This window comes from Candidatus Poribacteria bacterium (assembly GCA_026706025.1).
Taxonomy (GTDB): domain Bacteria; phylum Poribacteria; class WGA-4E; order WGA-4E; family WGA-3G; genus WGA-3G.
In genome coordinates, this window is the sequence record JAPOZO010000011.1 from 22,444 (window position 1) to 48,031 (window position 25,588).

Sequence of the window (25,588 nt, forward strand, 5' to 3'; positions counted from 1 at the left end):
ACAGTGGTTGCAGGGAAAAATATGCGCGTATTGCTGACAGGAAACAAAGGCTTTATCGGTCGGGAGATTAAGGAAGTCCTTACCAAAGAGAACGCACTTGCGGTGCATGGCGAAGATTCTGATAACTATAGAGCGTTTCTGCATTGGTTTGAAGATACAGATTTCAGTTATTATGATCTTGTCATCCATTGTGGTGCGATTTCTGATAGCCGTCAATGCGATAACGAACTCTGGCAGATGAACTACCAAGCGAGTTGCCAAATAGCAAGAGCTTGCGAACAGAGCAACACCAAACTTTTGTTCATCTCCTCTGCGGCTGCGATTGAACCCGATACACCTTACGGCTGGAGTAAGCACTGTGCTGAGTTTTACATGCAGCAGAAAGTTGCTGGTATGAATCTGTGTATCCTTCGACCGTTCAATGTCTGGTCGTTTGACGAGTCAGAGAAAGCGAATCCGTCGATTGTCTATAAGATTATCACTGGGCGATTGCAACAGGTCTACTGGCGATGTCAGCGTGACTTCATTCATATTACAGATGTTGTCTCTGCTGTCCAACAGGTGATTCATAACTGGACACCCGGCACTTTTGAACTCGGCACGGCTCAGCCTACGGATATAGTGACACTTGTAAATCACCTCTATGACGGTGTTGACTGTCTAAAGGCAGGCGTTGGTCCAAAGCCACCCGTTGTTTCTGAATGTCCGATTTCCGAACACCTTGTCGCCAGACATGAACATCTGCTTCCGAATTGGCAAGCAACTCCGATCTCTGAACATCTTGAATACCTCAAAGAACAGATGCGAAAGGAATAATATGAGACGTTTTTTTCTAATTTTGACTTTACAGTTTATTTTACTCGCCGCTGTCGATGCAAATACGTTGCTGGTGAACGAACAAGGTGATGTTTTCGCTGAGAGCGATCGCTACCGGGTTCAATTTGAAAACGGTGTGTTGACGTACTTCCACAACAAACTGACGCAGGAAACTTATACGCAAGGTGAGTTTATTGCGCATACGGGGATAAAAGTCCGAGATGGTGGCTTAGGAACGCACGTACGTCAGAGGGATATAAAAATCCTTTCACCACTATCATGCGAGCTGATCTATCTCGAAAACGATATGGGACTCCACCTGTTTATCAGTATAGATGCAGAAACTGGCGATTTGCTTATACAACAGAAAGCACTCTCGCAAACAGGGGGCATTGAACGTATCGCATGGGGAATTTCACACCTCTCACACACATCCGTAGAATTAATCGCTCCTGTTTGGGGTGGACAAGTTATTACCCAATCTGATAGGTATAACTATCCGGGCAGATGGGAAGCACAACTCGCTATCCTTCAAAGTCAAGACGGTGGTTTTTTCGTCCGCAGCGACGATGCAACATACCGGTTCAAAGTCATGGAATATCGCCCAAAAGGGGATAGTTTTAAGCTTACTTTTTGGGAAACACCACACGCCCCTTTTCAAGAGAAAGAAATCACGACCGCCATTTGGCGATTGAACGCCTATCGAGGCGACTGGCAAGTGCCAGCTCTTGCATATAGACAGTGGATGCATGAGGCACTTGAGCCTGCCGATCGCACCGAGATGCCTGCGTGGGTCAACGATATTCAACTCGTGGTTATCCATGCCGACCCTCTCGAAAAAGTAGGAAACAGCGTTATTGATATTCTCGCTAAACACACAGACCCGAAAAAAACACTCTTATACGTGACGGGCTGGCGAAAAGCAGGATGGCGTTGGAATTATCCTGATTATACACCGACAGATAATTTTGGCGAATTCATGACAGTTGCACACGGCTACGGCTTCAAGGTGATGCCACATGTGAATATGGTAGCAGTCTCACCAGCGCATCCACTTTACACTGAATTTGCGCAATACCAAATGACGGATCCATACAATGGTGAAAAGTTTATAGCACCAGCTAATTCTACAGAACCCCTGTTGCGCCAATATGCTTTGATAAACCCGGCTTCGAGTGCTTTTAGAAAAATGTTGGTTGATCGATTAAAAAATGTATGGGAAACTTACCGTGTTGATGCTTTTCATATTGACGTTAACATGACTGCCGTCAACGATGGCAATGGACTTATAGAAGGTTTGACGGTGGCAGAAGGCAATATTTTGCTACATCAAGAATTCAGAGACGCTATGCCGGGCATTGTTCTTAGTGGGGAAGGTCTTAATGAGGTTAATTTTCTACACACAAGTTTTACACAATACCATTTGATACGTCCAACAGAGCAGCCACATCTTATCAATGCTTTTTTATTTTCGCCGTATGTACGGTTCTACGGACATCTTGGATTCCCGAACCCAGATAGGTATCCAGACCAATACCAAAACTTTTATCCCGCTTATGCGTTTTGGGGCGTACTCCCCACAGTTCGCCTTGATGGTGTCGCGGATTTAGATCCCAACTTCACCGAGACATATAACATATTATCACGCTCAGGAAGAAAACCCGCAGACGTTAACAGCGATGGTATTGTCAACATCCTTGACCTTACACTCGTCGCACAACATCTTGGGACACGCAACCCGGAAGCAGACGTTAACAGCGATGGTATTGTCAACATCCTTGACCTTACACTCGTCGCAGCAGAAATAGGTTAATTGAATGGATCATAGATACAAAATTCAGATACCGAAACTATTGATACTCGCACAGAAGCGATCGGGTTCACACTTTCTCCAGGACAGCATCAAATGTGCGGCACTGACAGGCACGACGTTTCTACATCATCTTCGGGATGGCGGTAAACTCAGGGACGTTTCAAGTCTCTACAGACTGAAAAATACGAAGCGTATGTCTGTTCAAGTCTTACGCTATCATAATTTCAGCACAAGAGAATCAGACCTTATTCAATGGCTAACTTTTTCAGATTATCTTATCTCTCAAACACCAAAGATTGTCATCCTCGGGCGCAAAGACCTTTTCATGCAAGCACTCACAGACTGGTTCAACGACACTGTTTTTGATCGGGAAGTCAAACGGAAAAATCCGCATGAGGAATGGACGGACTACAGAGAAAATCTGATCCGTTTGAACTCGGTAGATGCAAAGACGTATGCTTACTACTACATGAAAATGAGTGTGTTCCGCAGATTGTTCAGATCGCTTTACGTTGGCTATGAAGAAAAGTGTCATCATATTGACTTTGAAGATTTCTCGGATGTTGTATCTGTTGTTAGGGGCATCTCTGATTTTGCGGGGTTCGACGTTGGTATTAACAGCGACTGTCCGGTATGGCAGCCTGCCGACTATAGCCAGATGCCCGGATTCAAAGAACTAAAGGATCAATATGCGAATAGATAAATTCATATCGCTCAACGGCTCAAAAGCCGTTGGTAAATCGACGCTGGCTGCTTCACTATCAGAAGCAGGCTACGGCACTGTAGTGGAATTCTATCGCGAACGCTACAATTTTCAAAAACGCTTTCTCAATGTGTTTGATCCTGATATTGATGTCCAGGCATGGAAACGGCATACGGCATTGTTGTTTTTCGGACTCGCTTGGCATGGGCATGAGAAACATACACACGGCGGTGTGATTTTTGATCACTATTACCCCGACTACCTTGTGCAGCAGTTAGGTTCTGTGAAAGAAATAGGCGCGCTTAACGAATTGATTGCGTGTTATGAACTCCCGCCGCTTAAAGAGGGTTTTCATTTCTTTATAGATGCGGATTACGAAACCTATCTCGCTCGCAGGGAGCAACGGATTGAATCCAACCCACACTACCGACGAGACAAAAGTCGGGTCAAAAAGGAGAGTTTTCAGAAGCGTCAGAGACGCTACATGGAACTCGTTGATATGGGGTATCTCATCCGTATTGATGCTAACGCCGATAAACAAACAGTGTTCAACGCAGTGAGGAAACATATAGATGGATAAAGCGCAGATGATAAAAAAATACAGCAGGCGGATCAAACGACCGTTGCCCGAATACGATCTACCGAAACCGCCGGGACCTTTCAAGCAAAACGGAGCTTGCGTTATTTTCGCATTGTTTGAGGCTTATGAAGGTGTGATCCCGCACTATGTCATAAACTCAGCTTTCTGGGCGGCACATTCATGGCGCGTCAATACCGATCTGATCGCAAAAGAATGGGACATCTATTTTCTTGTTGATAGCAAGTTATGGGCAAAAAAAATCGTCAGAGATCAGTTTGAAAAAGCGAATCTCAGAAATTCCGTGTTGCTGTTCGAGGTGCCAAGGGGATGCGCAATTCGGCATAAGTTAGGTGCGAAACTTTACGCTGCGACAGTGCCCTATTTTCAGGATTATCACCGCTGTTATTTGGTAGACACGGATATGTTTGTCTCTATCCGCGATCAGAACAATATTTTGCCGACGGATCGACTCTTAGACATTGGCAAAGATGAAAGCCTGTTCATGACCTACAGTTATGGCAATCGGCTGACGCGTCGCCGCATCGCACCGCAAAAGTACGAGTTTGAGACAGAGGCAGAAGCACGTCCGATCTATGACAGTTATGTTGAAAAATACTTAGGGCATCCACAAACTGTCTATTGGCAGGTTTCGGGTCAACTCTTTGCTTGGAATCCGCAACAGCTTCGCGAAGACTTTAAAGCGATGATTATGGAACTCACGCCTAACATTTCCGATGACGAAGAACAGTACGGGCTTTATCTTGAAAAAACAGGGGAGCGTCCCGAACAACTCCGAAAGATTTGGCGTATTCCGATCCACTTTGCACGCGAAGACTATTTTTCAGATGAACCTTACTACTTCGATCATATCTGGCTTGACAGTAATGCTGAAGACAGCAAAAACTGGGCGGCCCTAAAAAAAGAGGGTGTACAGACACGCGAAAAAGACCCACTCTTGAGCTACAATGAAACTGACATCAAAGACATTTGGCGAGAAAACATCGGCATCCATAGACGCATCAATGGACAATCAACCTAAAGCAGCACTACAGATTGGACTATATAGGTCTTGCGAGTATATCTATCTGTTGGGCGAAAAATACTGGCACAATTGGCGTATTCCAGTCCGACTTGATGAGTTTGAATCCGAAACAGGTTGGCATTATTATGGGGTGGATATGAATAAGGAGAGCATAGCGCATTGCCAGAAGATGTTTCCTGAATCCGAAGATGATCGCATCCATTTCATTGAGGCATTGATATATAAAACTAAAAACGAGCAACTTCGTCATGACGGTTTTGTTGTACGACCGAGTGGCGAAATAATACAAACGGCTATCACGCTGGATAATTTGTTCGCTAAAATACCAATACCGGTTCGGTTGCTCTGCCTTGATGTTGAGCGTAATGAACTGCCTATCCTTCAAGGATTTCAGTGGACACAACATCCCGCTTACATTATTATCGAAGTCCATCTGATAAACGATCTGTATCCGATTGCGAAGTTATTAAAAGCAGAAAACTATCGGTTTGCGGTTATCAACCAACATCATTTGCACGGTCAAATTCAGTGTGCGTTTATCCATAAAACTGTCCGTACACATCGAAACTACTTAAAAGTAAAATGATTTTCAACGTAGCGATTCTTTCAATAGATAAACACATGCCGAGAGCACATTCAACAGTTGGGCATCTTGAAAGTGTTGGGTTCAAAGTCTGTCGTCTCATCAGAGAAGACAGAATACGCATTTATAAAGGGGCAGATTATCGCGACGACCTACACGCCTATTTCAAAGAAATGAGAAATGAGGGTTTCGGTGATCACTATGAAAACTTTTTGCGTAATGAAAACTTGCTGATAAAGCATATAGCAGCCTTTAATTTCGGGTATGCGAAAATACTCAAGCATGTCTCGGAATCCGAGCATCCAACATTAGTCATCTCCAGTGATGTCTATATCGGTAGAAGTTATCGAACTTTAGCAAAAAGATGGAATATGCTCGTGGATGCTGTGGGGTTGGAAAATATAAATGTAGCCATGCTTTATCATAAAAACAATGGCAATCAGCCCACAGAAGATATAAATGATATATGGGTGCGTGGTTCGTTAGGCAACGGAGATACCGCTAATATATGGACACCGCATGGCGCGAAACATTATCTGAATCTAAAATCCGATAGGCATATAGAAACCTTTTTAGGTAATAACCAGATGGCGGGTATCTACACGCACCGTAAACAGTGTATCTGGTTTTCGTGGGCACGTTGGATAGATAACGGCGATATAAATCATCAAAAAGTAGAATATCAACAAGCAAAAGACTTTGCAGACGGATATAAACTTTAAGGGGGCTTGCATGAAAGTTTGGTATATCAATCTTGATAGACGACCTGATCGAAACGAAGCGATGCTGAAAAACCTTGAGGCATCTGAAGTGCCAGAGGAAAAAGTCAGACGGCTTGAAGCGAAAGACCGAGAGGCGTACAGTTCTTATCGCGCGCTTGCAGATGACGCTGTTCGAGATGGGTTTGAATGTTTTAATTCCGAGAAAGAAAGACATGTTCAAGTGCAAGCACACACATGGTCTTATCTGCGTGCCCTCAAAAAAGTCGCGGCTCAGCAGGAGACAGTCCTTTTGATGGAAGATGACTATTTCCTAAAAATCACGTATTCGCGTCTTGAAGAATTGTTAGCCGAGATTCCTGATTTCAATATAGCGATGCTGTTCAACACGCGCATCAGAAGGGAATGCTCTGATTATTCGCCGAATTGGGTCACAGGGATTCCTGGTAGTGGATCGGGCTGTAATATATTACGCCCTGATGGGGCGAGATGGTATCTTAGTCAGTGTATGCAAGCTTTCCCGAAAACACCAGAAACCGTCCTCCGTGATTTTTACCCGGACTGTCCCGGTGGCGTATATGCACTCAACGAAGTATCGAGAAAAGCATTTATCAAAGATGGGGGTTGGGATTCGGATTTAGACACGCCGACAATGTTCAACGGACTCCCTAATCCGATGCATAATCAGGGTGGATCCGGTTCAAATGAGATGCTTACGGATTTCGGGCGACAAGATAAAGTATAAGGAGTTTTATGAATTATCACAAAGACCGTGATCACTGGAAACGCAACTACTCGCATGGTAACCAGATATTTTCGCTCAACGGCACGGGACGTTCTGGGAAAACAACAATCGCTGAAAAGCTTGAAGCCGACGGTAAAGGTATTCGGGTGCTGCCGTATCTGCTCCGGGATCGGTTTGAGAAAATCGTTTACAGGACATTGGATCGGAAGGATGAAGAACGCAACATAGATGTCTTTGGGGTCGGCGGTCTCGGCTGGATGGTTGCAGAATACCATTGGCGCATCAAACCCTTTTTGAACAAGGGTGAAATCATTATTTTTGATCACTATCTGTTTGACTATCTTGTTGACAATCTGCCCGATTTTGAGGATATGGACATCTTTGCGGAGTTTGTTCAAGAATCTGCGTTGCCGCAGATCAATCGTGGGAATCACTTCTTTCTTGATATAGTGGATTATGCGGTTTATGAGGAACGCGCGAACCGGTTTGAAGATCCAAGTAAAGAGTTGAATGTCACACCGGAGTCAATTTTCTATGAACGCCGAGAACGCTATTTGAAACTTTGTGAACAAAAGTGGCTGATCCGTGTCGATGCGACAACTTCGATTGAAGAAACCTATCAGGAAATTCTTGGCTATTTTCCAAGAGCGAAAAAGGATATAGATTGATGTTAGTGAGTTGTATTACCCGCAAAGCATGGTCAGATTTAAAAACTTTGGAGATCAAGCCAACTGTTAAGCAAGGCGGTGGCGGGGTTGTTACGAAATACTTGAACCTCCGTAAATGCTGTCCGGACATGCATTTTACAAACGACTTCGCGGACCCGGATATGCGGCATGTAATTATCGTTGAGCCGCTCTGTTTTTTCAAAAACGATTTGGAAGTCAAAGAAGATGTGCATTCCAAGATTCAGAAACTCCGTCGTCACGATAAATCTGTAAAACTGCTTTGGTGTGAGGAGCAGGCTGTTTTTCGCTGGAAAGAGAAATATCGTAAAGAAATCTTTTCAGTCTTCGATGGACTCCTTGCTTGCAACGCGTATCAGCATCGACTCCTAAAGGTTATCGCGCCGACGCAGCCGATCTACACACTTTATACACCGATCGACAACGTGCTGTATCAACCCGGAGAGAAGCGGAAGCAGGTTCTCGTCGCTGGCAAGGTCGGACTTCAGAAGAACATTGATGCGATTCTACAACTGTTTACGCAACTTCCCGCAGACGTGCACAAACTTTACATGGGCAACGCTGGCATGTGGGGTCAGTATACTTATGACTATGACAAAACACTCGAAACCGAACTTGAACAGGTCGCTGATGAATACGTACATTCAGCGTCGCCAATAGAGACGGCACGGCGGATCAGGGAATCGCTTGTCGGGATCAATATGTCGATTTATGATGTCGGCTGTCTGTTTTTTTTGGAATGTGGTATGTCTGGGGTTAATTTCTTTGCGTGGCGATACCACCCGCAATTCGATGAGTATCAAAATTTGACAAGATTTGACACAGTAGAGGACGGCGCACTTGAAATCATGGAATGCCTTGAAAATGGTTTGCAACCGAATACCGCGCTCATCAAAGAAATCAATGAAAAGCACTGTTTTGAAGCATTTAGGGAACAACTCGGTCACGTTTTAAAGGAAGTATTGATGAATGACAGAAAATAAAGCATTTTATACGACTGATAGCACACTCATGGTGCTTACGCGCTTCATTGTTGACGACCGCAGAAACACAGATATTTGTGTCATCTCAGAGGGTGAAATGCCTATAGAGCAAGCCAATCCCCTCATAGGCGCGTATATCAATGCTTACGATTATTACGGCAAACGTCCGTTTGTGGTCTTTAGTATCAATAAACCAATGAAAATCGGTAAGGTTTTTCAGGATGTATATCTTTTGAATACCAACCAGATACCCGAACACAATACCTGTTTTCTGGCAAACGGTGAGTTTCTACGAAACTGTTTACCCAAAGAGATCAAAAATCCCGAAACTGGAGAGGCATACCCTATCCATTTACTCGATGGCATCAAGTTGATTTTTGACAGTCCGGACGGACGCGAACGATTGGCGGACATCCAGAAGGATCAGAACTGTTTTTTTATCGGTGTTTATGGGAAAGATCCTATTCACCTGTCACGAGGCATCTAAAATGGTTTTCGGAGACCACCACAGTAGTAAAAAACAACAAATCTCGAAAAAAATCGCACTACTTTATGCTTTGGTGGGCATACAGTTGCAAGATTCTGCGGTTGAGTGGAAGTTCGTTAATCCTTCATCGGATGAGGATGAAGACGATTATATCTATTCTGACCCTAAACAGCAATCTGTTGAACCAACAGAGGTACCGCGCCGTCGGCATAACCCCACATGGGAGACACGATAATCATGGCAGATATAGCAACAATCGCACAGGCAGCCCCCGCAATTTGGGAAATCGGTCAGAACATGGCTGGCAACATAGGAATGAGTGCCTATAATGCGCTCCCCGAGTCGTGGGGAAGATGGCGAGAGTTACCTGGTAGAGCCTTGCAAGGTATTGCCGGTAGCGGTTTTTCAGACGCGCTCAAGACGCAACAGCAGCAGCAAGCCGCCGATCAACTCATCGACAACTTCATGAAGAACCCGGGCGCACAGTTTGTCAACCCCCAACTGCTGGCGCGTGCACAACAGGCAGCGGGTGGCGGACTCGGTCGCGATCAAGTCATAACGCGTGTCGCACGGGATTGGGTCGCCGGTGAAGGCGGACTCCCGTATGACACGAACCTTGCGAACCAACTCTTAAGAGGAGATATTCCGCCGTCGGTTGCTGCGACGATGGATCGGCAGCTCGGGACGCGTTTTGATCGCCTGCGCCGGAATCAGGGCGGTCAACTGGCGCGTTCAGGGGTGCTGAATTCGTCGATCGGCGGACGGCTGATGGCGGATACCTATGACTCCCAACGCAATGCCCTATCGGATGCCTATATGAACACCTTACTTCAGCGTCAGCATCTCGGACTGGGGCTACTGAATTCTGCCGATGCCAGCAGAAGGGCGTATCAGGGAATGGGTGCGAATCAGTTGAACCGGCAAGCAGATAGAGACCTCGCGTACCAACAGATGGGCTTCAATGTGCTATCAGATGCCGATCGTAGAAAGTATGCCAGAGAGACCTTTGGGTTGAACGCACGGCTCGGTCAGCTCGGTCAGCAACAGGCGCGTCGCGACGCAACATTGGAATCTTCCGGGAATATCCTCTCGAACCTTTATACCAACTACAGAGATGAGCAAAGATTTGACAAAAGCCTCGCACAACAGCAGACCCAGTTTGATACATTGATGCAGCTTGCAAACCCGAACTACGGCGGTGGTGGCGGTGGCGGAAACAAAATCTCACCGATCCAAGCGAAAGCAGACTTATCCGCGGTACAACTTGGCGGTGGCAACATCCTGGGGAGTCGTGATCCTTTCAAACTGTTAAGTCAGCAACGCACAGGGGCGGGTGGCTATGGCAGCAGGAACACGCCCTTGACCAGTAGGTATTAGTATGCTGCAAGTAGACAGCAAACCCTTAACGTTATCACGTGTACTGATAGAACTGCCTACATTTCTGTGGCGGTGGCATTCTCTGACGAACTATGATAGACGCAATGACGAAATCCAAACGATGCGTGGCGATAAAAACTTCCGGTATCTCGATGATAATCTACAGGACTGGCGTTTTCGTGTGAAGCCTGTAATGCTGAAAGACCTCAAAATCCTTGAAGCCGTCTTCTATAACCGTGCGGTTGAATATAGCGGGTGGTATTGGATGCCATCATCGAAGATAGGGCTTCCGTTTACAGGGTTTGATGACGAGGATAAGACGATTTTCAATCTGAAAAAAAAATGAAACAAAAAGTGTTTGAGGCTAAAGTCAAGGTCATCTTTCTCTGTATCCGAAATTCCAGATCTCGGACACCGCTCGCTGTCGTACAAGATTATCTCGGCAGCGCAAAAAGGTCCTTGAAACTCGCGAAACGGCTGAAAACCAATAAACGTGCTGTCAAAGATGTCAAAAGGGACATCCAAGTCGCAAAGTTGATTATATCGGAATTAAAGAAATCGGATGATCTTCAGGAGATCGAAAAACGGTTGATACAGCAGAGATTCGAGTGCCATGTCTGCGAAAAGACCTTTACAGAGACAGGCATGAAAGTCAACATTATGCATGTAGGCAAAGCCGATACGGAAAGCCGGTACAATCTCTGTAACGCATGCTATGAGAAGCGTCATGATATAAGTGAGTTAGATACCGTCTATTTTTCGTGTGTGAATTGCGGGAATATACTCCCTCACAATGTTTTGGAAAAAACAGATAACGGATGGCAGTGTCAGGAACCTTATGGCCCCTGCTGGGAAGACTTAAGGAGGTGAACGATGTTAGGATTTCTACGTGGTATCGAACAAGGCGTTGCCCGTGAAGGTGCAGCCCAACGCGACTTTTATGGACAGACACTCCAGAGCAAAGAAAATCATCTCGACCGGCTCTTGCAGCAGATCAAGTATAACCAACAGATGAAATATCGTCAGGACCGTGATGCGCGCCAAGACTTTGTGACCGATCGGGCGTATGACAGAGGCGTGCTGGAATCTGATAGAAGCCATCAGCTCCGCGAACGTGCTGATACGCGTGCCGGTGAGGCACATGAGTTTCTGTATGATCCGAAAACCGGGTTGATGCCGATGCGTCGTCAGGCGTTTCAGAACGAGTTAGACGAGTATGCAGCCAACGAAGATGTGCGAGATTTGGAGCGTCGCTTAAGGGTAAAGCAGGGCGAATACAATCTCGGTCAGGGCTGGCAAGAGTATCTCGAAGATAAAAGTCTATCGCAAGACCTCATCCGCGCACAGATCGGTGCCTATAACCGTCCGCGGTCAACAAGTCGCAGTGGCGGACCGACATGGACACAGACACGCGATATTACCGTTGAAGGACTCGCACCGATGGTCCTAAAACACTTACGCAGTGAGGGTGAATCGGCAGTATGGCCCTGGGATAAACGGGCGCAATTCTGGCCCTTCGGTTTCCAATCAGATCACCCGTTTGTCTCTGAAGACCCGAACGCGGTGAGCCAAACCCAACTACTCCGACAAGCCGGTGGGCATCTCGTTGAGGAGCTCATCAATCGTGGCGTGGATCCGCAAATGGCGTTAACAATGATCCCGGATTACTGGGATCAGATTCTTGATGGCAAAGGCTCGGATGTGCTGAAACGGCTAAAGCGCACATCCAAAGCTGCAGGCTATGACGATCTCGAATTACGAAAAATCCTAAGAGACGAGGTTTATAGCGGCGCGACGAACTTCTTGAGATTTGGGCACTACAATCGCCCTCAAAACGCTGACACATCCGCGGGCGCGGATAAGCTCCTCGATACGCCGATAAGGTAGCCATCATGTCTTGGATCTATTGGCAATGCTTTAAATGTAAACGTGATTATGAAGTTTCAGAGGCACTCGATGCCAAACTTATTCGCAACTACATCCTATACCCGGTGTGCAGGCGATGTCAGGGGAAAAAATACCCGAAACTCACTGAAAACCTGCGGACAGTACTCACCCGAAACCTACGGAGACTCAAGTCATGACTCAGCCACAAATGGGAAAAAACATGAAAAAACTCACGGATATTTACTTTGGTTTTGAAGATATGCTGATAGGATTAGGGTATAGCGGTTCCGAAATCGGATACCTGTGGGCAGAATATGCAGAGAAGTATTTACCAAAATTACTCCAAAAGGCGGGCAATGAATAATGGCAACCCTACGCGAATATCTCACCCCAGCAGAACAGGAACGGTTTAAGAAGCTCTACAACCAGGGCTACTTTAACCAGATCACGTTCAACCAGTTCACACAACGGTTGGGTCAAGAGTTTCAGTATATCGACATGCTCCAAAAGCAGTTAGACCGCACTGTTGGCGAGGTGAAACGGTTTAGCCCGGAGGATGTCAAGCGATGGAACTACGATCAGGTGATTGCGCAGAACAGAGACAGGATCGCCAAGTTACGGGCGGGTGCGTTTGATTCGGCACTCTCTGGCAACCTCGGCGGTCGCACGCGCCGCGCACTGCAAGACCTCGATCGCGCCATGCAGGTCGATGCGGATGGCAACCTCACCGTGCCGAGCATTCCCGGTATCCCGCCGATCTTTAAGCCGGAATCCGAGAAGACGGTCATGGATGTTGCGTGGGACAAGTACTGGGAAGATCAAGGGGTTGTCAGAGGCGCGTTGAATGTCGGTGCAAGCAGTCTAACAGGCCCGATTCGTGGCGGACAACAGCTACTCTCCGGTGAAGGACTCGGCGAGAACCCGCTCGAAGCTGTGGCAGAGATCGGTTCGATTCTCCCGGTCGCACGCGCATTCGGACGCTGGGCACCGCCGGGCAGTCTTGTCTCAAAAGCCGTACGGAGTCCGTTATGGAAAGCACCCTCCTACACGACACAGGCTGCTGATATTCTTGGTGCCGGTGAAGAAGCACACCTTGAAGTCTTGGCGGAGGGCGGCCTGGAAGCGATCGGTGCTGGCGGCGATTTGGTGAGACATTTAAGAAGCCGTAAACTCTTCCAAGGGTTAGATCCGCAAGCTGCTGAAGACGCACAGACGACTGAATCCACCACTGAACACGACGATCTTACCGGCTCACGCACTGCGCCGGGAACACCGGGGCTTTCGCCAGAAGCGGCGCGTGCTGCAGATCGTGCCGCGGCAGACTCCGCGGTGGAATCTGCAGACGCACAGGTGGCGTTAGATACCGCCACACAACAGCGACAGGAATCGTTAGATCAGCAATTACGGCGTGAGGCCTGGGAACGGATGCTCATCGAGGCAGAGGCACGCGAAGCCGCGGAAGCAGAACAGGCTGCGATTGAACAATCCTTTATCGACCAAGACGACGCATACACACAGCAACAAGCCGACGCGGAACAGGCTGCCGCAGAACAACAGGTATCTGAAGCCGAGAAAATCGAATTCACCAAGGCATGGCTCCCGTTCTATGCGGATCTCGCAGGCGGTTCGCAATCTGAAGGGATCCGGTTGCTGAATGCGGAATACGATGCCGGGGTCCGAAACCCTATATCTCACCGCTATGACCAGATCGCCGCCGGGCTACAGGAACAGATGGGGGTTGTGCCGTCCCAACTGCATCAGGAGGCAGATAGACGCTTACGGCAACAGATCGGCGAGAAATGGTATAATATCTATCGTGGGATAGACCAGCGACCGACACCCCAACAACGCGCCCAACGCGCAAATGAAGCTGCAGATAAAATTGTGGAGGGAACAGATGGACAACCGACAGTGGACGGACAAGGAGATACAGACGTTTCTAAAGGAACGGACACAGCAGTTGATGGAGATGTCAATGGAACGGCAGCTACAGCACCTGACACACCAGGAACTACAGAAACGATCCCAGAAGCCCGCATCGGAACAGAGAACACAGGCTACGAATCCGACGGCGTAACCGCACATAATGTGCGTCCTGTGCTGCGTGAGTTAGATGATCTTGTGCCGTCCCACCAGTTGGATGGCGAGAAACGCGAGGATTACCCCGAAGACCTTCAGCCCCGTGAAGGGCGTGGCGGCGCGATCTCGATGTCGCAGGTCCGCAAAACCGCACAGCAGCCGAACTTCGCATTCTTACTGGAGTTTTTCAAACAGTTTCGTGATGGCGCGCCCGTCACCAGTAAGAAACACCCGCGGCGGATACTTTCTGGGAACGGTCGCACCCTCGCTTTACAGCTGATGCGCAATGAATACCCGGAAAACTGGCAAGGTTACCAGGACGCGCTTCGGGCGGAACTCGAAAAGGTCGGGATCGACCCTGCTGAGGCAGACGCGATGGAAGCCCCTGTGTTGACCTATGAAATCCTGGACGACATCGATGAAGTGGCACTCGCCAAAGATGCGAATGTGCAAGCCACGCTGGATCACACCGCTGCGGAGCAAGCCTCGCAAGACACGGAATACTTTGATGACGACTTGATGGCACTCTGGCAACCCGGTGAAGGCAGTTTTGAAGAGGTGTTGACGAGCGAGGAAAACCAGCAGTTTCGGTCTACACTTTTTAGCCGTATCCCAACACACCTCGTTTCAGCGTTTATGACCGCGGATAACAAAAGTTTCTCGAATGACGGGATTCAACGTATCCAGAACGCCATGATCCGGTATGTGTTCGGTGAAAGCATTGGTGACCAGCTCGCAAAGGTTTTGATTGAACAGGGGCTTGAGGATGTCAAAAACATTGAAGCGATGCTCCGCAATGCCATCGCCTCGCTCGCCTATGCGAAAGCAAACGGGCAGGATATTTCCACCCAACTCGCGTCTGCGATCTTTCGGTTCATTGAAATCAATAAAAACGCTGAACGCGACGCACAGCAACGCAAACAGCCCAAAGATGTGATGCTCTATGCCGGTATCGAGGCAGTCTATCAGTCTGGCGCGCTCATCGAGGCACCCACACTCCTTGAAAAACAGCTGCTCTATCTGATATACGCCAAACGCAACGCACCCCGCCAACTCGCAGATGATTTCCAAGCGTGGGCACAAACAGCCGTATCGAGAGGACGGGAAACCGATCAAGGCGGACTGTTCAACGATGCAGCGATTTCAGAAGCCATTTTCGCAGGGATCATACGCGAATACATCCGCGAGACGATCTTTGCGACCCGCACCACACAAGACGGGCAGACGGTGTTAGTGCCACCCGATAGCCTGCCACCGGAGTTAGTGCGTTTGCGCGAAAATATGGACGCAATGTCGGATGCCGCAGATAAAGAACGTCTCGCAAACGACTGGATAGACGCTTTCCTACGCGCCATGAACGAAGGGGAAACACAAAATGAAACAGCCACAGAAGACGCAACAACCGACACAGCAGTGGCACGATCAGGTTCGGGAACACCAGGAAGCACAGAGCCAGATCCATCTCAAGGAACAGCTGATCGAGACGCTACCGGCACTCCAGCAACACCCGAAAGTGGTGGCGGCGGAGTGGCCCCAACACAGCCACAAGGAACTGATAGCGATGAGTCTGGAAGAGCTGATGGAGCTGCGGATGATATACAACCAGACGATCGAGGCTCAGATTTAGGTGTTGAAAACGCACTCGGCATCGTTTTCCCCGGTGAAAACATCACGGCTTCGAGTTGGAACAAAGCCTCAAGAACATCGAAGCGACGGTCGTTGGCGCGCGCGGAACGGGCAGGCAACGACGCTGTCACCGAGGCGATATTCAATGCCGCGGTCCGATACCTGGAGCGAAATATCGACGGAATCACACAGGAGACACCCGATGGATCTACAGAAACGGACACAGCAGATGCTACAGCGTCACGTGATGCACTGGATAGAAACGATGAACCAGAAACGCCGATCGACACCAACCAAGTCGTCGGTGTCAGCCGTCGCACCGAAACCCCCACAGAATCCAGCGTCTCGCCCATCGTGCAGCGCGACTTGGACGCGCTCGGCATCAGCGTCGCGGAATGGGAACGGATGAAAGCCGACGGTGAAGCGATAGACTTCATCAACAATCTCACCCCGGAACAACAGGAACAGGTCGAGTGGGCTGTGAATTTGACAGCAGATGTTGCTGGCGAGATGCCGGACGCTGAGATGGTCGATGAAGACCTCGATATTGACGAAGACGAAGACTTCTTCAACGATGCCGGTATTCTGCGCGATATTACCGATCAGCAACGTTCCGATTTCGATACCGTCCGTCGGAAGCTCTTTTTGGCGAGAACCATCGAACGCCTCGAAGCGAAACAGGATCGGACCCCGATCGAAACGGCACAGTTACGGGCACTCCAGGCACCGCAACGCACCGACGCGCAGCAAGAGATTTATGAACGGCTGCTCAATGCCTTCGTGGATCAGCAGGTAGCACGGCTTCAAGCGAAACAGCAACGCTCGGTAACCGAAAACCGTATCCTCGACGCGTTGACCGCGGTACAGGCGGAAGGACTCCCCGAAGAAGCCTCAGAGTTATCGCTCTACGCTGATCTGGAGACACCCGACCAGGAACACAGCCGTCCGCTCGCCGAGACGCGTACGCTCGCAGGCGTGCAAGCACCTGCGACTGCCGACACAGACCTCGACCTCCCGGAGACTGTCAAGACAGACACAACAAAACTCTCACCGGCACAGCAGTCGAGTGTCAAAGCGATTATCGCAGCGTTTTTGCGTAAAATCCATACGGGCACCGATACGACCGTGCAAGGCGGTTTCCTGCTTGGGGATAAACCCGGTGTCGGTAAAACGCGCCAAGCGTTGGCAACGCTCTGGCACTATATGCGTCAAGGCATCAACAGACACTTTGTCCTCGCCCCGAATGAACAGCTACTCAACAACTACAGCACCGACATGCAGGCAATGGGCGGTCGGGTTGACGACATCTCACGCTACTCTTCCAGCAACCAGCAGTTCGACACACCCATCGGCACGGCGACCTATTCGATGCTTACCCGGAAACCGGACTTGAAAAACTTCACAACGACAGCGGGCAACCAGAACGCCATCGCCGACATCGTTGCGCATCTCACCGGTGCGCGTCCGACACTCCAACAGACGCATCCAGAGACGTATCAGGCATCGCTTGAAGCGTTCTCGCGGCTTGGTATCTCTGACGTGGCAGGCGCAAACGCTGTTGAGGTGTTCAATAACATCGTAGCAGAACTCCGCAGGCAAGCCGGACGTGTTGTTCTCGATAACCCCGCGAACGTCGAACAGTTCCGCCAACGCGTGACACCGCGCCTCGCCGATCTCTTGCTTGCGGAACGCACACAACAGGAAGGGCAACAGGAACTCCTGCCGGGCACAGAACTCCAGGAACGCGTAAAACAGTTGCTAAGGTTTGCACAGACACACATCAACGCAGACCCCGACCCCGACTTCGATGCGAAAGCGGCAGCGTTTCAAGGCGTGATTGTCCTCGATGAGATGCATAAAACGGCAGGCACGAGCTCACAGATCGGGCAGATGATCGCCACACTCCACCAGTTGCTCCCGAACGCGAAATTCTTGTATATGTCCGCAACACCGTTTAAAGAGATCGACAATTTCTGGGTCGCGGAACGGTTGGGCTTGTGGGGTGCGAACCAGCCGTTCTCAAATTTCCGGCAGTTTCGATCCGCTTTCAGACGCGCCGCACGTGCCGTAAAAGAGGTGATCCCGCTCCACCTGAAACAGATCGGACGGTATGTCTCGCGGGCGTTATCGTCGAAAGAGACACGGTATACGCCGGTCGAAATCCCGCTCACCGACACCGAGAAAGCGCAATACGATGCCGCCGTGGCGTTTGTGCAGGGCATCCGTCAGGAGTTTGAAAGCGCGCTCGACGCAGGGCTGCGCACGACGTGGGGCAGCCTATTGGAAGCGGACGGTGAACACGGGAAGTACCGCGGCAAGTATATGCGGATGTTCTACGGCGAGATCCAGAAAGTGTTTCTCGCGGTCCTCGATGCGATGAAAGCACAGGGGCTGGAGACGGATCTCCGGGAAAAACTCCAAAACGGCGATAAGGTGATCGTGCAACTCGAAAACACCTGGGAAGCGACCACCGAACGCGCAGAAGCCCGCGGACAAGACACTGCCGGCCCCTTCGATCTGCTCATCGATTTCGTTGCCAACGAGAACACGTTCCCCGTACATGAACACATCACAGAAGTGCGCACGCGTCGCGACGGCTCCGAATATACGGTTGTTGTGCCACGGATGGAATACGACGCAGACGGGAACACCGTTCGCGTTATCGACCCGACCCTGAAACGTCTCCAGACAGAACTCTTGAGTTTGATTCAAGGTCAGATACAGCAGATAGAGAGCCTCCCTTTCGCCGCAGACATTATCCACCAGATCGCCGCCGATGCCGGTATGGCTTCCGGCGAGATTTCGGGACGCGCCAACACTGACCGCGAGGCACTCGCAACGGCGTTCTCGGAAACCACGGATTTGAACCTCATCGTGCTGGGACCCGCAGGACTCACCGGTATTAATCTCCCCGTGAAGGATGTCATCAAAGATAAAGTCAATAACCTTTTTCATTACCTGGTGCAGTCGTCATGGAATGTGAACACCTTTGAACAGGGTTTGGGCAGAGGCAAACGGTCGAACTCAGCGATCGATCCGCAATACCAGGTCGTCTATCAGGATCTACCCGGTGGGGATCGTGTGTTAGGCGCGACACTCGCGAAATTCGCAGAGATGGGCGCGCTCGCAGGACAGGCAGATAACGCCTTGATGCAGAACATCGACAAAGTGGAGGGACAAACAAGCCTCGACGATGACCCGGAAGCCGATGTGTTTGAGGAGACGCAGGCAGGTGAACGCGGGCATGTCTTCGGCGTACACGGACAAGAGGCACTCGCGCAGCTCTGGAAGGATATGTATGATACGGGTGAATTTGAAATCGCCGATACGCTTGGACTCGACCGCCCCGAAATCGCAGGAGATACAGGGTTTATTGACACGGACACAATTCCGACGGTGCAACAGTTTTTCCAGCGGTTATTGCATCAATCGACGACAGAGCAGCCCCGTCTCTATGAACAGTTTGAATCGCGCCTGAAACGGATTGTCGCCTACAGGCGCGAGTTGGGTGAGTTAGATGTCGGCGCGAATGATCTGAATTCTAAAGATGGGCAGGTAACCGATAGGCTCACGATCTACACCGATCCCGATACCGGTCAAACCGCAGAAGTCGTGCGGTTGGCGGTGAAACGGAAACTCCCGCGCCGGAGTTGGGACTTCGTACAGAAAGTCATCAACGGCGAACAGGGCTACGAACACTACGGTCGCACCTTCGCAGGGATTTATACCGATGCCGATGGTCACGTCTGGGCGGTCTTTGAAGCACCGCTCCGCAAAGGCGCATCGGAAACGGAATATGTCCGTTGGGGCCCCCGCGGTACACCCGTTCAGGGGATCCATACAGGTGAACACCGGTTGACCGAGGGAGAACTTGCATACGACTTTAAGCATATCGCTGATATGCGAGAAGGGCAACAACTCTGGGAAGCAGAAGACACAACGGCGGATGCGTATGTCGATTCTGAGATGTTCATGGCAACCGGGTTGATCCTCCCGAAATGGCAAGACCTTTCGACACAGAACACACGACACGCCGTGATGGGTGTGATCCCGATGCTCGATGGCAGTCAGTTGCACGGTCGGGTGATCCCGTCTGGCGTGTTGCCTGAAGTGCTTGAACAGATCGGCGGTGTCGATCCGAATCATTTTGACGCGACACAAACACCTGATGCAGAGGCTCCGCCAAATGGCGAAGGGTCAGATATAGATATTCCGGCAATCGTTCGCGATATTATCGGACAGCAGACGGACACCAAAATCGCGGCACGGCTGGAACGAATCGCCGAGCACATCCACAAGAAACTACCGCTCCGGTTGCGTGGGCATCTCGTGAAAAGTGCTGCCGAAGCTGCATTGCTTGGGCAACTCATTCGGGATCCACAGGTCGAACATACCTGGATTGTTTACAGGAAAAACGACAGGATTGTGAAGATCGAGCCGATGAGCCTCAACCGCAAAGGTGAGACGAAAGCCGGTGACTTTGCGCATATCAAAAGAATGGCTGCCAAGGAAAAAGCCGATAGCATTCTGCGTATCCATAACCATCCGTCGGGCGTTGCGAAGTGGTCCGACCCAGATAAACGCGCCGCTATGCAATGGCATAAAGAACTCGGCACGCTCATGGCAGAAGATATTATCGTCGATTCCGGCACTTACGCCTACAGAACCTTTGAAAACGGTGAGTATACGTGGCATGAAGATACCGTGTTAGATCCGGGTGCTGTAGAATTTGATACCAGCGCAGCGGCGGTCTCGGACCCTTCGGGTGAAGTCAAGCCGACCGATCCGCTTTACCAGAACCCGCTCATCCGCGGGGCGCGCGAAGCAGCGACCTATATGATGGGCATCAAACGGCGCACATCGGATGTGGCGGAACTGATTTTTGTGGATAAAAAGACCGGGAAAATCGTGGATGCGTGGACAGATACCACACTGCGCGGTGGCGGGACAGACCCCGTACAGTATATCAAAGATGCTTTCGCGGTGCGTCAAGGACAGCAGGTGCATATCGCGATGTGGGGCGATGACGCAGCAGTTTCCCTTGCACGCTCACTACAAGCGATTGATGGCGTGGATTCGGTGTGGGTAAATTCACAGCGTGTGACAGGGATTGACCATATCGGTCAGCAAGGAGACCCAGATACCCGCACACAAGAACAAAAAGAAACGGATGCAATCCTCAACCGCACGCTTGAAAGGCTTTCCGGTAAAGAGCAGCCCGGCACAAAACGCAAAGGTCAAGACACACTCGAATCACCGAGACCCTATAAGACGATCCCGAAAAAAACAGTTGTTGAAGCAAATAAACTCAGTGCTTCACAAGAGAAACAACTACAAGGTGAATTGAAGACTTTTGTAAAACACAGGGTTGCCGAAGTATCAGAGGGATGGGACAACAAACGACTCAGACAGAAAATTCAGAAAATCATAGACAAAATCCATCCATATCGCCTCTACCAAGCGTACACCATATATAGTAACATAAAAGCAATAGAAGAGGTTTATTACGCAGACAGATCCCGCGAGTGGAGAGAAATTCTCCAAAACGCAGTCGAACGCACGAAAATCAAAGACAGGTTCTTTGAGGTAGAAGATATTGCAGTTCGGGAAATAGCAAGTGCGTTTGTTCACGCATCTAATCCGCTTTCAGGTTTCCAAGAAGAAGCTCGGGCAATGAATCGAAATGTTGCAGAAATGTTTGGAGATTTGGAACTGCTCCGAACACCTGAAGGACTACTTGTGACGCGCGTGATTGACGGTCAAAAGTTTTATCTCACGCCCTTAAGCGAAAATGAACTCACAGGGGTCGTCGAGTTTGATGAGATGACACCCGACGAACAAACGGCTGTCAAAGCATGGCTGGATAAGATTAAAAGCGATCCGCGCTCCACCAACGATCAAATGGGGGGCGCAGGCACGCTCAACCCGATTACAGACACGATCTCCGCACGACTGATGCATGTCCCTGGCACCATGAAGATAGAGTATGTCCAATCACCGACATATCCTGCCGAACACAACATAAGACACCGTCGTTCTATGGCAGGGGATGTGAGTGCTGCGATTTACAATTCCAATAAGTTGCTTGCTTCTCGACATGTCGCGACAACCACAAAATCAAACTGGGATGCAGTCACAGACAACGCCGACTTTGTGTTCCTCGCACCTGTAGATCGCCGGTATAGCGGTGATGAAGGGTATGCGTTTGATGCAGAGCACCTTATCCGAAAGAAAGGCGCAGTTGTCGGGACAACAGATTCGATTATGTTCTACGATGCACTCGTTGAAAGGATTGTCTATGAAGAACTCGGACGCAGTAAAACATCTGGCGACATTGACAAACTTGCGGAAGCCGCGAATACCGGTGCAGAGACCTTTGAAGGCGCACAACGCATCCTGCAGCGCATCAAAAACGAAATCGGTGATGTCGCGGAAGGCTACCGTGTCGCTGGTGAAGACGCTATTAAACTGCTCCATGAAGGCAAAGCTGCTGAAATCCTTGTGCCGGGCGAAGTGTCGCTCGACGATCTGCTGTATATCAGAATTAATAACAAACCTTACGGACTCGTCCAAGCGACAGATGCGGAATCGACTGTCGATGAAAGCAATGAACAGCAGCTGCTCTCTGACTACACCGCAGAAGTCCAACGCACCAACCCCGACTCGGTGGTATATCGTGTGCATGCACCCGAAGACCTCGCCATGGAAGGTCGCGGTCGCGCCAAGACCGCAGAGATCGGTGAAAAAGCACTCAACACGTTTGTCGATTCTAACGCCGGTATCATGAAAATCTTGAGAGCCTGGTCCCCAACGGCGCGTCGCTGGGCACGGATGACGAAAAACGAATTCGTCTCCGGGTTCGGAAAACTCACAGAACTCGAAGCCCCCGAAGGTTCGGATACCCCCTCACCCGCCGATGTGCTCAAAGAGATTTTGCGTGAACGGCAGCACATCTCGAAACTCAATGCCGGGCGTGCGTTATCGACACTTGAACCGCATCTGCTCGCGTTCAATAAACTCGCCCGCAAACGTACAAGCCTCCGCACCGAAGTCGTCGCACCGAAAACCCGGACATCGACACGCAAGAAACTCTCAGAAAAGGTCTGGAACTTCATCGAGTATAACACCCCGATCGAGAACGATAAGGAACTGCTTGATCTCGCAGAAGGGTTAAAGGAAGCCTGGCGTGAGATGTTGATCCACGACACGCAGAAGATCGTTGAACTCATGGGCGAACTGGAGAATATTAACGAGAAGCTCTATGTAACCGATGCTGCAGGGAAACAGGTAGAATGGTACGGTGAGTCCTTTGACGGCTTCCAATGGGATGCAGAACGCAGAGGTTACGTCAAAGACGGAAAATTCTACACCATCGAGGAAGCGCACAGGGCAGCGAACAAACTCTATATGCCCCACTATTTTAGAGGCAAATCGCCTTTACAGGAATACTCGGCACTCCAGAAAATGCAGGACGACCTGAATAAACTGCTCGCCTCTGATGACCCCGCTGCAGAAAAAGAGCTCCTGCAACGTTTTGAGATCGAAATCGATCCCGGTGGGTTCTTGTATACACACCTCCCGACGGGCAAAACCGCCACGACCGCTTACGAGATGGTTCGCATCGTCGCAGACCACGTCGCGAACGAGGACGCAGCCTTACAGGGTATTCTGAACTATTATGAGGGCGAAGGGCGCGTCGGCTACTACGGACACCTGGAACGCACCCGTGAGACGGACGATCGGTTCTATGCGCGCGATATTTCACTGATGGCAGAAAACCGGATGCGGTTATGGGATCGTTTGGCGGAAGTCGCAACGATCGGACAGCAGCACCCGCTCATCGGGGACTCGCCGCGGATGAAAACGCTCATCGAACAGGTGATGAACTTCGATAAAACACCCCGTGAAGCCGCGCTTCGGAAAGTCATCGAGGCTCTGAATTCCGGGCAAGAAGGTATGTTTGAACGGATGCCACAGTTTGCCTCCGGTGTCGAGACAGCTTTGGATATTATGCTACACTGGCTCGAACGCGATGCCGACGGCAAGAAAACGGGGCGTTACCAGGAGATAGATATTGCGCGGATGAACCTCGATGATGCAACTTTATCAGAATTGGAACGCATCGGGCTGATTGAACAATCTAACGGGAATTGGAAGGTTGTCGGTGAAAACATCGACCAACGTCACGCAACGATGGCACGGCATATCCATGAGTTTTACAATACGCTCGCACAACGGAAAAACGCGGTGCATTCGGTCGTCTTGGGGCTTGGGAATTGGCATACCCGGGATCCGCTGGAAATGGAATCGTCAGAGTTTTGGAAGAAGATCAACGATACAATCACAGTGCTAACGCTGAACCACGGTGTTGCGATCCAGAACCTTTTAGAGATACCACTGATCTCGATGCTCACCGGTGCCAACCCGCTTTTCAAAGGACTGCGGAACATGTCGAACAAAGAGTATCGAGGACAGATGCAACAGCTCGCACGCGGGTTGAGCCATGCCCGGAAATTTATGGCGGACACAACGCTCGCGGACAAATACCTCGGCTCCCGGTGGACATTTTTCTCGAAATCCGATGAGTTTAGCAGAGCTTCTGGCTTAGGCATCGGCTTAGAGAACGCCAAAGCGAAAATCCAGCGATACGCCGAAGCGGAAGGCAAAAAGCGAGATGCGATCGGCCGCGAGATGGACACAGTGCGGTTAAATCAGGAGGTGATCGCAAATATACCGGCGGGACAGCTCACACAAACGCTCGCAGCCGCAGAGGAGCTGATCTTGAATAACGAGGTGGACACAGTGTTTTCGTCCGAACAGGGCGGTGAACTGACACATGCGGAACGGCTCGCGGGCACGATGCTCCGCTCGATGTTCTATATTTCTGACGAAGCCTTCAAGCAGTATGATGCCACCAGCCTACCGCAGTTTATGTTGTCGAAAAACCCGCTTATCCGGGTGTTCATGAAATATAAGTCTTGGATGCTCCAGCAGAACAGGTTGGTCTACAACCAACTCCGCCGCGCCTATCGGGAAGCGAAGCAAGGCAATCTCGAACCGCTTGGCAACTTCGTTGCCGCGACAGGCATGATGGGACTCGGTACCGGGGGGCTGCTCTGGCTCTATTCTGCCTTACAGGGCGATGACGACGATAAGACGATGCTGGATCGGATGTTCAAAGGGCTTGCCGCGGCACAAAGTCTTGGGATCGCCTCGGTGATGTTCGAGTTGGCGATGTATGCTGAAGGGAACTGGTATCAGATGTCGAACCTCTTGGCGAAACAAGCCGCGGGCCCAACGTTCTCGGTCGCTGCACAGATGATCGGACCGGTGTTGACTGGCGACTTCGAGCGTGCTGGCACGGAAGCACTCCGCAGGCTGCCGATCGTGAGTTTCTCACGGCGTGTTGGGGGCTGGCGATTGCTTGAGGAAGCGACGGGCACCGGAGAGAAGGAATAACCC

General features: G+C 50.0%; 18 protein-coding genes. All 18 read left to right on the forward strand.

The annotated features are described in order from the left end of the window. Window positions 1-21 precede the first annotated feature (21 nt). The 18 genes from OXH00_02760 to OXH00_02845 all read left to right on the forward strand — a co-directional run bounded on the left by OXH00_02760 (window position 22) and on the right by OXH00_02845 (window position 25,585). Window positions 22-816 (forward strand): NAD(P)-dependent oxidoreductase, encoded by a 795-nt coding sequence (locus OXH00_02760; GenBank protein ID MCY3739920.1) that lies wholly within the window; start codon window positions 22-24, stop codon window positions 814-816. Window position 817: 1 nt separating this feature from the next. After that, complete coding sequence (locus OXH00_02765) at window positions 818-2,629, forward strand: DUF6259 domain-containing protein (GenBank protein MCY3739921.1); 1,812 nt, start codon at window positions 818-820, stop codon at window positions 2,627-2,629. A 4-nt stretch (window positions 2,630-2,633) separates the two neighbouring features. Next, on the forward strand, window positions 2,634-3,332 hold the full coding sequence (locus OXH00_02770) for a hypothetical protein (protein ID MCY3739922.1): 699 nt from the start codon (window positions 2,634-2,636) through the stop codon (window positions 3,330-3,332). After that, the gene (locus OXH00_02775; GenBank protein ID MCY3739923.1) at window positions 3,319-3,912 is read left to right on the forward strand and encodes a hypothetical protein; all 594 of its coding nucleotides are present in this window, start codon (window positions 3,319-3,321) and stop codon (window positions 3,910-3,912) included. Before OXH00_02770 ends, OXH00_02775 begins: the two co-directional genes overlap by 14 nt. Beyond that, window positions 3,905-4,951 carry a hypothetical protein gene (locus tag OXH00_02780; protein ID MCY3739924.1) on the forward strand — a complete coding sequence of 349 codons (1,047 nt, stop codon included), beginning with the start codon at window positions 3,905-3,907 and terminating at the stop codon, window positions 4,949-4,951. Before OXH00_02775 ends, OXH00_02780 begins: the two co-directional genes overlap by 8 nt. After that, window positions 4,878-5,540 carry an FkbM family methyltransferase gene (locus OXH00_02785; protein MCY3739925.1) on the forward strand — a complete coding sequence of 221 codons (663 nt, stop codon included), beginning with the start codon at window positions 4,878-4,880 and terminating at the stop codon, window positions 5,538-5,540. The genes OXH00_02780 and OXH00_02785 overlap by 74 nt, the downstream gene beginning before the upstream one ends. Window positions 5,541-5,575: 35 nt before the next feature. Beyond that, entirely contained in the window at window positions 5,576-6,259 is a 684-nt protein-coding gene (locus tag OXH00_02790) for a hypothetical protein (protein MCY3739926.1), read from the forward strand. A gap of 10 nt (window positions 6,260-6,269) precedes the next feature. Then, complete coding sequence (locus OXH00_02795) at window positions 6,270-7,001, forward strand: hypothetical protein (protein MCY3739927.1); 732 nt, start codon at window positions 6,270-6,272, stop codon at window positions 6,999-7,001. An 8-nt stretch (window positions 7,002-7,009) separates the two neighbouring features. Then, on the forward strand, window positions 7,010-7,669 hold the full coding sequence (locus tag OXH00_02800) for a hypothetical protein (GenBank protein ID MCY3739928.1): 660 nt from the start codon (window positions 7,010-7,012) through the stop codon (window positions 7,667-7,669). Continuing rightward, complete coding sequence (locus tag OXH00_02805) at window positions 7,669-8,670, forward strand: hypothetical protein (GenBank protein ID MCY3739929.1); 1,002 nt, start codon at window positions 7,669-7,671, stop codon at window positions 8,668-8,670. The genes OXH00_02800 and OXH00_02805 overlap by 1 nt, the downstream gene beginning before the upstream one ends. Then, window positions 8,657-9,157, forward strand: a complete 501-nt coding sequence (locus tag OXH00_02810; GenBank protein MCY3739930.1) for a hypothetical protein — start codon at window positions 8,657-8,659, stop codon at window positions 9,155-9,157. The genes OXH00_02805 and OXH00_02810 overlap by 14 nt, the downstream gene beginning before the upstream one ends. An 85-nt stretch (window positions 9,158-9,242) precedes the next feature. Then, complete coding sequence (locus OXH00_02815) at window positions 9,243-9,392, forward strand: hypothetical protein (protein MCY3739931.1); 150 nt, start codon at window positions 9,243-9,245, stop codon at window positions 9,390-9,392. Window positions 9,393-9,394: 2 nt separating this feature from the next. Then, window positions 9,395-10,534: a hypothetical protein gene (locus tag OXH00_02820; GenBank protein MCY3739932.1), complete on the forward strand. Its 1,140-nt coding sequence runs from the start codon at window positions 9,395-9,397 to the stop codon at window positions 10,532-10,534. Between the two features lies 1 nt (window position 10,535). After that, the gene (locus tag OXH00_02825; GenBank protein MCY3739933.1) at window positions 10,536-10,880 is read left to right on the forward strand and encodes a hypothetical protein; all 345 of its coding nucleotides are present in this window, start codon (window positions 10,536-10,538) and stop codon (window positions 10,878-10,880) included. Further along, window positions 10,877-11,404, forward strand: coding sequence for a hypothetical protein (locus OXH00_02830; protein ID MCY3739934.1), 528 nt, complete (start codon window positions 10,877-10,879; stop codon window positions 11,402-11,404). Before OXH00_02825 ends, OXH00_02830 begins: the two co-directional genes overlap by 4 nt. Before the next feature lie 3 nt (window positions 11,405-11,407). Continuing rightward, on the forward strand, window positions 11,408-12,421 hold the full coding sequence (locus tag OXH00_02835; GenBank protein ID MCY3739935.1) for a hypothetical protein: 1,014 nt from the start codon (window positions 11,408-11,410) through the stop codon (window positions 12,419-12,421). Between the two features lie 193 nt (window positions 12,422-12,614). Beyond that, window positions 12,615-12,785 (forward strand): hypothetical protein, encoded by a 171-nt coding sequence (locus tag OXH00_02840; GenBank protein ID MCY3739936.1) that lies wholly within the window; start codon window positions 12,615-12,617, stop codon window positions 12,783-12,785. Next, window positions 12,785-25,585 carry a strawberry notch family protein gene (locus OXH00_02845; protein ID MCY3739937.1) on the forward strand — a complete coding sequence of 4,267 codons (12,801 nt, stop codon included), beginning with the start codon at window positions 12,785-12,787 and terminating at the stop codon, window positions 25,583-25,585. Before OXH00_02840 ends, OXH00_02845 begins: the two co-directional genes overlap by 1 nt. The last annotated feature ends 3 nt before the right edge of the window (window positions 25,586-25,588 follow it).